Annotated in this window: 9 protein-coding genes and 2 pseudogenes; 7 read left to right on the top strand and 4 right to left on the bottom strand. The window is 64.4% G+C overall.

The window, feature by feature from the left end; genetic code table 11:
* From C2U70_RS33405 to C2U70_RS06925, 3 genes and pseudogenes are all read left to right on the top strand, one after another.
* A pseudogene (locus C2U70_RS33405) lies at positions 1-153 on the top strand (amidohydrolase); the annotation flags it as partial.
* The gene (locus C2U70_RS06930; RefSeq protein ID WP_140977263.1) at positions 150-1,259 is read left to right on the top strand and encodes an amidohydrolase family protein; all 1,110 of its coding nucleotides are present in this window, start codon (positions 150-152) and stop codon (positions 1,257-1,259) included. The pseudogene C2U70_RS33405 and the gene C2U70_RS06930, both read left to right, overlap by 4 nt.
* Positions 1,259-1,672 carry a Rieske (2Fe-2S) protein gene (locus tag C2U70_RS06925; RefSeq protein WP_140977262.1) on the top strand — a complete coding sequence of 138 codons (414 nt, stop codon included), beginning with the start codon at positions 1,259-1,261 and terminating at the stop codon, positions 1,670-1,672. The genes C2U70_RS06930 and C2U70_RS06925 overlap by 1 nt, the downstream gene beginning before the upstream one ends.
* A gap of 226 nt (positions 1,673-1,898) precedes the next feature.
* On the opposite strand, the gene C2U70_RS06920 is transcribed toward C2U70_RS06925, so the two are convergent.
* On the bottom strand, positions 1,899-2,798 hold the full coding sequence (locus tag C2U70_RS06920; RefSeq protein WP_140977261.1) for a transcriptional regulator GcvA: 900 nt from the start codon (positions 2,796-2,798) through the stop codon (positions 1,899-1,901).
* A 122-nt stretch (positions 2,799-2,920) separates the two neighbouring features.
* On the opposite strand from C2U70_RS06920, the gene C2U70_RS06915 reads away from it, so the two are divergent.
* Both C2U70_RS06915 and C2U70_RS06910 read left to right on the top strand, forming a co-directional pair.
* A complete protein-coding gene (locus C2U70_RS06915) occupies positions 2,921-3,124 on the top strand; it encodes a DUF1127 domain-containing protein (protein WP_140977260.1) in 204 nt (67 codons plus the stop codon).
* A gap of 68 nt (positions 3,125-3,192) precedes the next feature.
* Positions 3,193-3,816: a GNAT family N-acetyltransferase gene (locus tag C2U70_RS06910; RefSeq protein WP_140977259.1), complete on the top strand. Its 624-nt coding sequence runs from the start codon at positions 3,193-3,195 to the stop codon at positions 3,814-3,816.
* Between the two features lie 150 nt (positions 3,817-3,966).
* Here the strand turns inward: C2U70_RS06910 and C2U70_RS06905 are convergent, their stop codons facing one another.
* The gene (locus C2U70_RS06905) at positions 3,967-4,797 is read right to left on the bottom strand and encodes an enoyl-CoA hydratase (RefSeq protein WP_140977258.1); all 831 of its coding nucleotides are present in this window, start codon (positions 4,795-4,797) and stop codon (positions 3,967-3,969) included.
* A 156-nt stretch (positions 4,798-4,953) separates the two neighbouring features.
* Positions 4,954-5,655: an SDR family NAD(P)-dependent oxidoreductase gene (locus C2U70_RS06900; protein WP_140977257.1), complete on the bottom strand. Its 702-nt coding sequence runs from the start codon at positions 5,653-5,655 to the stop codon at positions 4,954-4,956.
* A 247-nt stretch (positions 5,656-5,902) separates the two neighbouring features.
* Here C2U70_RS06900 and C2U70_RS06895 point away from each other — a divergent pair, with 247 nt between their 5' ends.
* Together C2U70_RS06895 and C2U70_RS06890 are read left to right on the top strand one after the other, a co-directional pair.
* Positions 5,903-7,684, top strand: a complete 1,782-nt coding sequence (locus C2U70_RS06895; RefSeq protein ID WP_140977256.1) for an acyl-CoA dehydrogenase family protein — start codon at positions 5,903-5,905, stop codon at positions 7,682-7,684.
* A gap of 45 nt (positions 7,685-7,729) precedes the next feature.
* A complete protein-coding gene (locus C2U70_RS06890; protein ID WP_140977255.1) occupies positions 7,730-8,818 on the top strand; it encodes a Zn-dependent alcohol dehydrogenase in 1,089 nt (362 codons plus the stop codon).
* Between the two features lie 78 nt (positions 8,819-8,896).
* Here C2U70_RS06890 and C2U70_RS06885 read toward each other — a convergent pair.
* Positions 8,897-9,249, bottom strand: a pseudogene (locus C2U70_RS06885) (nuclear transport factor 2 family protein).
* Positions 9,250-9,379: the final 130 nt, after the last annotated feature.

Below are 9,379 nucleotides of genomic sequence, written 5' to 3'. Positions count from 1 at the left end.
TTCTCCACCGACTATCCGCACTGGCAATTCGAAGGCCAGGATGCGCTGCCGCAAGGTTTGTCCCCCGATCTCGTGCGCAAGATCATGATCGATAATCCGCACGCGACCTACCCCCGCCTGAAAGAACTCCCTCCCAAGGAGGCAAGGCCATGAACATCCAGTTCCGCGAACAAACGGAATCCGCCGCTCCCCTCACCACCAAAATGGCGATCGCGGACTGCGACATCCATCCGGCACGCGCGACCCGGACCGAGCTCTATCCCTATCTCGCCAAGCGCTGGCAGCATCATCTCGAAGTCTACGGCGTTCATGCCTATCAGGGCATGATGGAAGGCCCGCCCTATCCAAAAGCCCAGCCCAACGCGTCGCGCCGCGATGCCTATCCGCCGGAAGGCGGTCCGCAGGGCTCTTCGCTGTCCTTCATGCAGAAGCAGCTTCTCGATCCCAACAATGTGCAGCTCGGCGTGCTCAACCCGCTCAACACCGGGCAGGGCATCCGCAATCACGAGCTGGCGGCAGCGCTCTGCTCGGCGATCAACGATTGGCAGATCGACAAATGGACCAGCAAGGACAAGCGGCTGAAAGCCTCGATCGTCGTCGGCAATGAGGATGGGCTGACGGCGGCCGCCGAAATTCGCGAGCGCGCCGGCGACAAGAATTTCGTCCAGGTGCTCTTGCTCAGCCGCAACGTCGAGCCGCTCGGCCAGCGCCGCTACTGGCCGATCTATCAGGCCGCGGAAGAGGCGGGGCTGCCGGTCGGCGTGCACGCCTTCGGCTTCGGCGGCAATCCGATTACGCCGTCGGGCTGGCCGTCCTATTACATCGAGGAGATGGTCGGGCATTCGCAGTGCCAGCAATCGGCGCTGGCGAGCCTCGTGCTTGAAGGCGTGTTCGAGCGCTTCCCGAAGCTGAAGATGGTGATGATCGAGGCCGGTTTTGGCTGGGCACCGTCGCTAGCCTGGCGGCTCGACAAAGCCTGGCAGCGCCTGAGGAGCGAGGTGCCGCATGTAAAACGGCCGCCGTCGGAATATATCCGCGAGCAGGTGTGGTGGACCACGCAGCCGATGGAAGACCCCGAGAAGCGCGAAGAGCTTTTTGACATCATCAAGTGGATCGGCTGGGACCGGCTGCTGTTCGCGACCGACTATCCGCATTGGGACTATGACGAGCCCTCACGCGTGCTGCCGGCCGGCGTCAGCGAGGAGAACCGCGCGGCGTTCTATCTCGGCAACGCCCAGAAACTTTACGGCGTGTCCTGATGGCGAGGCACGTCATTGCCCCGGTGGATGAACTGCCGCCGGGTACGCGAAAGTTTCTCGAGATCGACGGACGGCCGATTGCGGTCTTCAACATCAAGGGCGAATATTTCGGCCTGTTGAACCGCTGCCCGCATCAGGGCGCAGCGCTGTGCGAGGGCCCATTGATTGGGCTGGCCCAGTCGAGCAATCCCGGCGAGATCGAATACACAAAGCTCGGCGAGATCATTCGCTGCCCCTGGCACGGTTGGGAGTTCGACGTCCGCACCGGCCAGTCCTACTGCGACCCCCGCCGCTTCCGCGTGAAGGCGTATCCGGCGCATGTGGAGCCGGGCGCGAGCGTCGTGAAGGGCCCGTACATCGCGGAGACGATCCCGGTGACCGTCGAGAGCGATTACGTGGTGGTGGAGCTCTGACCTCGCCACGCGCGGGCTGCGCTCCCTCGCCCCGCTCTTGTCCGCCGAAGCCTTGGCGAAGGCGGATGCGGGGCCGCGACGAGCTTCGCTCGCGCTGAGAGGGGTGGGGTGAGGGGGAGGCTCCACGGGGGCGGTGAGAGTGAGACTCGCGGAGAGTCCCCCTCACCCGAATTCGATCTGCGATCGAATTCGGCCTCTCCCCGCAAGCGGGGAGAGGCGAAGAGCGTCACACTTTTGTCTGCGCCGCAGCGACCACCCATTCCCGGAACGCGGCCAGCTTCGGCGCGTCGCGGCGGCCCTCGGGGGAGACGAGATAGAAGCCGGCATCGGTCGGCAGCGCGATGCGGAACGGGACCACGAGGCGGCCTTTTGCGATGTCATCCTGCACATAGGACGTCCGCCCCATCGCAACGCCGATGCCGTCGATCGCCGCCTGGATGGTCATGAAGATCATGTCGAAGGTGATGCCGGGTTGCCGCGCGATGTCGGTCGGCAAGCCCGCCGCCGTCAGCCACAGCCGCCAGTCGTCGCTGTTGGCGTTCGAGGTGTGCAGCAGCACGTGGTCCTTCAAGTCTTCCGGGCAGCGCAGCGGCTTGGCGCCTTGCAGCAGCGACGGGCTGCAGACCGGAAACAGCTCGTCCGCCATCAGCCAGTCGGCGCGCACGCCCGGCCACTGGCCGCGGCCGTAGCGGATGCCGGCATCGACATTGTCGCGCTGGAAATCGATCAGGCTGGCCGAGGTGGTGATGCGCACGTCGATGCCGGGATGCGCTTCCTGGAAATCGGTCAGCCGCGGCAAGAGCCATTTCGCGGCGAGCGAAGCCAGCGTCGACACCGTCAGCACCTTGTCGTCGTCCTTGCGCAGCAGGCGGTCGGTGGCGAGCCGGAGATCGTTGAAGGCGGCGCGCACGCCCGGCAGATAGTCCCGCGCCTCCGGCGTCAGCGCCAGCGCCCGGTTCTGGCGGACGAACAGGCGGATGCCGAGTTCCTCCTCCAGCCGGCGGATCTGATGGCTGATCGCGGTCTGGGTCACGTTCAGCTCGGTCGCGGCCAGCGTGAAGCTCAAATGGCGCGCGGCGGCCTCAAAGGCCCGTAATCCGTTCAGGGAAGGCAGTCTGGCGGTCATTTGGCAGCAGGACTGTCAGCATATGCATGAGCTTATATCATGCGAATGGGTACAAATTGTCGTTTGTGGAAGGCGCATCGCAGGCAGATATTAGCGTCCAACGTTAGCTCAAGGAGCTGAAAATGTCTACGCTCACTCACAATTCGATGACAAATCATCATGCGCCGAGCTTGCTCTACCAGATCGGCGAAACCTTGCATGTCTGGCACGAGCGCTACCGGACCCGCCGCGAGCTCGCCAATTGGACCACCCGCGATCTCCAGGACATCGGCCTCTCCTGGAGTGACGTTGCGTACGAAGCCGACAAACCCTTCTGGCGGGCCTGATTGGCCGCCGGGCCGGCGCTGCCTTCTCAGGGGCGCCGGCGGTCCTTTTTTTTGCGCGGGATCGTGTCATGAGCACCCTTCGCCTGGATGACCTGAAGCAATATTCGGATGCCTTGCGCACCCGCCACGGCGCGCCGCTGACGCTACGATTCGTCGAGCCGCGCGATACCGAGGAACTGCAGCATTACGTCCGTTCGCTATCGACCCGCTCGCGCTACAACCGTTTCTTCGGCGCGATCAGCGAGCTTCCCAAGGGTCTGCTGCACGACTTCCTCCAGATCGGTGAGCGCGAACGTTTCAGTGTCGTCGCGACGATGACGGTGGATGGTTTCGAGACCATCGTCGGCGAAGCGCGCTATGCTTTCAACGCAGAGACCTCGACCGTCGAGTTCGGTCTTTCCGTCGACGACCGCTGGCAGGGCCACGGCATCGGCTCCGCGCTGATGAAGAATCTCGAATGCCGCGCGGCCGCGTTCGGTGCCGAACACCTCTATGGCGACACGTTGCGCTCCAACGAGACCATGATCTCGCTCGCCCGCAAGTCAGGCTTCGATTTCATCAACCATCCTGATGACTGGAAGCTCGTCCGCTTCGACAAGCAGATCGCAACAGCGCCCAAGGACATTCCCTGTGCGAGCTGGCGTCTCGCCGCCCTTTCCCGTCAGGCCGCCAGCCCCTCAGCCGCGGCCTGAACCACTCGAGGCCCGGCTCCGGTCGATCCGGAGCTGGGCTTTCTTTTTGCCGGAAAGCCGCCCCCGTAGCCCGGATGGAGCGAAGCGCAATCCGGGGTTCTCACCACATGGCCTGTCCCGGATTACGCTGCGCTCCATCCGGGCTACACGCTACTTCCCCGTAAACACCGGCTTGCGCTTGTCGATGAAAGCCTGCACCGCTTCCTTGTGATCCGCCGTCGTGGTCAGGCGCACAAGTCGCTCCGCTTCGTGATCGCGGGCGGTCTCGAAGTCGAACAGCAGGGCTTCGTCGAGATTGTCCTTCATGTAGCGCAGCGCCAGCCGCGGGCCCTCCGCGAGCGATTTGGCAAGCGCAAAGGCTTCCGTCTGCAGCTTGTCGTCGGGCACCACGCGGTTGACCAGCCCGATTACCTCGCAGCGCGCGGCGTCCACCTTGTCGCCGGTGAACATCAATTCGCGCGCCCGCGACGTCCCGACGAGTCGCGTGAGCAGCCAAGCGATGCCGTAATCGCCGCTGAGCGCAACGCGGTTATAGCCGGTCGCGAGGAAGGCTGACTGCGCGGCGATGCGGATGTCGCAGGCCATTGCGATCGCGAGGCCGGCGCCCACTGCAGGGCCGGGGAGGGCGGCAATCGTCGGCTTGCGCACCGCGACCAGCGCGCCGGTGAGGAGGCGCTGCCGTTCCTGGAGATCGGCGACCTTTGCGTCAAAGGACATTTCGAGCTTCGCTTTGTCGCGATGCGCGCCCATACCCTTGACATTGCCGCCGGCGCAGAAGGCGGCGCCTGCGCCAGTGAGAAGGAGAGCGCCGACATTGGGGTCCTCGCCGCAGGTGCGGATCATCGTGCGCAGCGCCGGCGTGAGATTGTCGGACAGCGAATTGCGCGCCTCCGGCCGGTTCAGCGTGATGATGGCGACGCGGTCACGGATGACGCAGAGCAGTTCGTTGGTGCCGGTGTCGATGGTGGTTTCGGTGGTCATCTCGCTCCCCGTTATTTCTTGTTGGTCTCGTAGGGTGGGTTAGCCTGGCGACTGCGCGAAGCGCAGTTCGCTGGGCGTAACCCACCACTTCTGTCTCCGCGGAAAGTAAAGAGGTGGATTACGCCTTCGGCTAACCCACCCTACGGCATCGTACCGTCAAAACTTCTCCACCCAGGGCCGCAGCTCCATCTCCCAGGCCCAGGCGCTGCGAGGCTGCTGCAGCACGTTCCAATAGCTTTCCGCGATCGCATCGGGGTCGAGCATCGAATCCGGCTTGTCTGCGGGCTCGGTGCGGGCCGCACTCCGGATGCCGCCGTCGATCACGAAATGCGCGACATGAATGCCCTGCGGCGAAAGCTCGCGCGCCATGCTTTGCGCGAGGCCACGCAGCGCGAATTTTCCCATCGCGAACGGCGCCGATTGCGCATAGCCCTTGACGCTGGCCGAGGCGCCCGTGAACAGGATCGCGCCGTGCTTGTTCGGCAGCATCCGCTGCGCCGCCTGTTGTGCCACCAGGAAGCCGCCATAGGCGCTGACCGCAATCGCCTGCGCGACATCGGCCGGCACCAGCTCGACGAACGGCCCGCGGCTCCTTCCGCTGGCGTTGTAGATCACGAGGTCGGGCGTGCCGATCTCGCGCTCGACGAGGCCGAACAGGCGCTCGACCTCCTCGGGCTGCGTGGCATCGCACGCATAGGCCTTCGCTTTGGTCTCGCCGCAGAGCGCGCCGAGTTTTTCGACCTTGCGGGCCGCGAGCGCCACGCGCAGGCCCTGGCGCGAGAGCAGCCGCGCCAGCGAGGCGCTCAATCCTTCGCCGGCGCCGACGATCAGCGCGTTGGTGTATTTCGGGTGTTCCATAGGGCGATCCTCGGAGGGCAGGAGCAGCGCATCTATGTACGGCTGCGACGGACAACCAGAAGCGATGCCAGAGCAGGTCGATCACAATTCCGCAGAGCGGGCCGGTCCATCCCTGAGCTCATGCCTCCCTGAATTTTTGCGGGCTTTATCCGTCCCTTGGTCTGGAGCATGATCCACATCATTCAACGCGGCAAGCGGTAAACCGCGAGCCAGCGAATGCCGCGGGACGGAAACGACGAGGTCGACCATGCAGAAGCCCATCGCGCATCGGACGGATGCGCCCGCCAATCAGCCGGGCCTGCTGGCACCGGACACCACGGGCATGAATTTCTATCGCGCCGATCCCGCGTTGACGGATCTGTTGCGCATCCATCTGCCGGAAAAGCTCTTCCGGCACATCGAGCCGCACCTGGATCGCCTCGGCGAACTCGCCGGCGGCCGTCTCGACGACTGCGCGCGGCTTGCCGACCGGCACACACCGGTGCTGCATCAGCGCGACAAGTTCGGCCGCGACACGCAGTGGATCGAATATCACCCGGCCTATCGTGAGCTCGAGAACGCCGCGTTCGGCGAGTTCGGCATCCATGCGCTGTCGCTCCGCAAGGGCATCATGGGCTGGCCGGACAAATATCCCGTCGTGGCAAAACACGCCTTCACCTTCCTGTTCAACCAGACCGAATTCGGCATGGGCTGCCCGATCAACGTGACCGACGGCTGCGCAAAGCTGCTCGCGAATTTCGGCAGCGACGCGCTGAAGGCAAGATATCTCGACGGGCTGACCTCGACCGACATGAGCAAGCTGACGCAAGGCGGCCAGTTCATGACGGAGAAGGAAGGCGGCTCCGATGTCGGCACGCTCACGACGACGGCCGTGCAGGAGGGCGATCATTGGCGCCTCCACGGCGAAAAATGGTTCTGCTCGAATGCCGACGCAAAGGTCGTGATGCTCTTGGCGCGCCCCGAAGGCGCCGGCCCCGGCACGCGTGGCGTCGGCCTGTTCCTGATGCCGCGCTTCCTCGACGACGGCTCGCAGAACCACTACCGGATCGTGCGTCTCAAGGACAAGCTCGGCACCCGCTCGATGGCCTCGGGCGAGATCAAGCTGGAGGGCGCGATCGCCTATGCGGTCGGCAAGCTCGACCGCGGCTTTGTCCAGATGGCCGAGATGGTGAACTCGTCGCGGCTCTCCAACGGCGTCAAATCCACCGCATTGATGCGCCGCGCCTATCACGACGCGATGACGGTCGCGAAGAACCGCGTGGTGTTCGGCAGCCGCATCCTCGATCTGCCGCTCGGGCGGCGGCAGATGCTGAAGATCATGCTGCCGGTCGAGCAGGCGCTGTCGATGAGCTTTCTGACCGCCGACGCGCTCGATCGCGCCGAGGCCGGTAGCCAGGATGCGGCCGCGCTGCTGCGTATCCTGACGCCGACGCTGAAATTCCGCGCCACGCGCGATGCGCGAAAGGTCTGCGGCGATGCGTTGGAGATGCGGGGCGGGATCGGCTACATCGAGGAATTCGCTACCGCGCGCCTGCTGCGTGATGCCCATCTCGGTTCGGTCTGGGAAGGCACCGGCAACATCGTCGCGATCGACGCGCTGCGGCGCGCGGTCGGCCGCCATGGCGCCGAATCCGCGCTTGCAGCCGATCTGCATGCGCGGCTCGACGACAGTTCGACCGTGCCGCAGGCCTGGCGCGACAAGCTCCGCAGCCTCACCGACAAGGCCGTCGGTTTTGCGCGCGAAGTTGCGAGCCGTGCCGACAACGAAGCCGATGCGCGGCGTGCCACCAGCGTGCTCTATCATGTCGCAAGCGCGGTTGCGCTCGCCTGGGAAGCCGATCGCATCTACGCCATGCGCGGCGACGCGCGCAGGCTCTTGCTGTCGCGGCTGGTGATCGACCACCGCGTGTCCGTCAACGACCCGTTCCGGCTGACGGAAAATGCCACGCAGCAGGCCATCGCATCCCTGCTGCTCGGCGAGCGCGATGCCAACATGGCCGAGGTTGGCGAATTGATTCTGGCGGCGTAGGCTGCGCCCGACGTTCAAACCAAGAAAAGCCACAGGGAGTGCTCGATGAAGGCCGCCGTCCTCCATGAAGTCAACAAGCCGCTGGTCATCGAGGATGTCAGCCTGCCGAAGCCGGGCCCGCGCGAGGTGCTGATCCGCACCTCGGTCGCCGGTCTCTGTCACTCCGATCTGCACTTCATGGAAGGCCTCTATCCGCATCCGCTGCCGGCGGTGCTCGGCCATGAATCGGCCGGCGTGGTCGAGCAGGTCGGCTCCGACGTCACCTATGTGAAGCCGGGCGACCATGTCGTGACCTGCCTCTCGGTGTTTTGCGGCACCTGCGACAATTGCACCACCGGGCGCACCGTGCTCTGCACGGACACGACCGTGAAGATGCTGCCGGGCGCGTCGAACCGCATGCAATGGGCACGTTCAGAGAAGCTGCACCAGTTCCTCAATCTGTCGTCCTTTGCCGAGCAGATGCTGGTGCACGAGAACGCCATCGTGAAAATCCGGAAGGAGATGCCACTCGATCTCGCCGCACTGATCGGCTGCGGCGTCATCACCGGCTATGGCGCTGTCGTGAACACCGCAAAGGTCACGGCCGGCGAAACCGTGGCCGTAATCGGCTGCGGCGGCGTCGGCATGGCCGCGATCAACGGCGCGCAGATCGCCGGCGCCGGCCGCATCATCGCCATCGACACCAATCCCGCAAAACTGCAACTCGCGACCAAGCTGGGTGCGACTGACATCGTCGATCCCAAGAACGGTGATGTCGTCCAGCAGGTGCGCGAGATCACCGGCGGCGGCGTGCATCACTCGTTCGAAGTGCTCGGCCGCAAGGAAACCGCCGAGCAGGCCTTTGGCATGCTGGCGCCCGGCGGCACCGCGACCATCGTCGGCATGATCCCGTTCGGCCAGAAGATCGAGCTGCACGGCTTTGACTTCCTGCGCGAGCGCAAGATCCAGGGCTCGTCGATGGGCTCCAATCATTTCCGCGTCGACATGCCGCGCCTGGTCGATTTCTACCTGCGCGGAAGGCTGCATCTGGAGGACTGGATCTCGGCCAAGCTGAAGCTGTCCGAGATCAACGAGGGCTTTGCCAACATGAAAGCCGGCAAGACGCTGCGCAGCGTGATCGTGTTCGATAGCTAGCGTTTTCAGTCCGTAGCCCGGATGGAGCGAAGCGCAATCCGGGCTACAAGTGCTTTTGCGGAGGTGCAGATCGTCACCTCACCGCGACACGTGAGCCGAAACCGCGAACCACTTCCCGTTCTGCTTCGCCCAGCAATCCGTGTAGCGCCCAGTAGCCTGCTGACCGTCCGCCATGGTGTAGCTGGTCGCGGCGTGGATGATGGCGAAGTCGCCGAGGATGCGGATCACGACGTCGTGCTCGTGAAGATTGCGGATCGCGATCGGCCGCGCCGTCTGCTCCAGGAAGGCGGCGCGATCGACCAGCGTCTTGTCGGGATTGGAGCAGTAGAATTCCGGCGCGAGGATCTCGTTGAAGCGCTTGACGTCGAGCCTTGGACGGAGGCGACGTAGTCGCGGTTGAGGGCGGTGAGCTCTTCGAGGTCCTTGTTCATTGTTTTCTCCAATACGCCATCATGGACGCGATGCGCGAACGGCACTCTCGCAGTCGTCCTGGACAAGCGAAGCGCAGATCCAGGACCCATTACCCCAGGATGTGATTTGGCGAAGATTGGTAACGACCAT

The sequence above is a fragment of the Bradyrhizobium guangdongense genome (genome assembly GCF_006483445.1).
Taxonomy (GTDB): Bacteria; Pseudomonadota; Alphaproteobacteria; order Rhizobiales; family Xanthobacteraceae; genus Bradyrhizobium; species Bradyrhizobium guangdongense_A.
This window is presented reverse-complemented; position numbering and strand designations above follow the sequence as displayed.

Excerpts from the sequence above, each read along its gene's own strand:
- C2U70_RS06900 (WP_140977257.1), bottom strand. The coding sequence starts at position 5,655 with ATGGAACACCCGAAATACACCAACGCGCTGATCGTCGGCGCCGGCGAA.
- C2U70_RS06905 (WP_140977258.1), bottom strand. The coding sequence starts at position 4,797 with ATGACCACCGAAACCACCATCGACACCGGCACCAACGAACTGCTCTGC.
- C2U70_RS06910 (WP_140977259.1), top strand. The coding sequence starts at position 3,193 with ATGAGCACCCTTCGCCTGGATGACCTGAAGCAATATTCGGATGCCTTG.
- C2U70_RS06930 (WP_140977263.1), top strand. The coding sequence starts at position 150 with ATGAACATCCAGTTCCGCGAACAAACGGAATCCGCCGCTCCCCTCACC.
- C2U70_RS06895 (WP_140977256.1), top strand. The coding sequence starts at position 5,903 with ATGCAGAAGCCCATCGCGCATCGGACGGATGCGCCCGCCAATCAGCCG.
- C2U70_RS06925 (WP_140977262.1), top strand. The coding sequence starts at position 1,259 with ATGGCGAGGCACGTCATTGCCCCGGTGGATGAACTGCCGCCGGGTACG.
- C2U70_RS06920 (WP_140977261.1), bottom strand. The coding sequence starts at position 2,798 with ATGACCGCCAGACTGCCTTCCCTGAACGGATTACGGGCCTTTGAGGCC.
- C2U70_RS06890 (WP_140977255.1), top strand. The coding sequence starts at position 7,730 with ATGAAGGCCGCCGTCCTCCATGAAGTCAACAAGCCGCTGGTCATCGAG.
- C2U70_RS06915 (WP_140977260.1), top strand. The coding sequence starts at position 2,921 with ATGTCTACGCTCACTCACAATTCGATGACAAATCATCATGCGCCGAGC.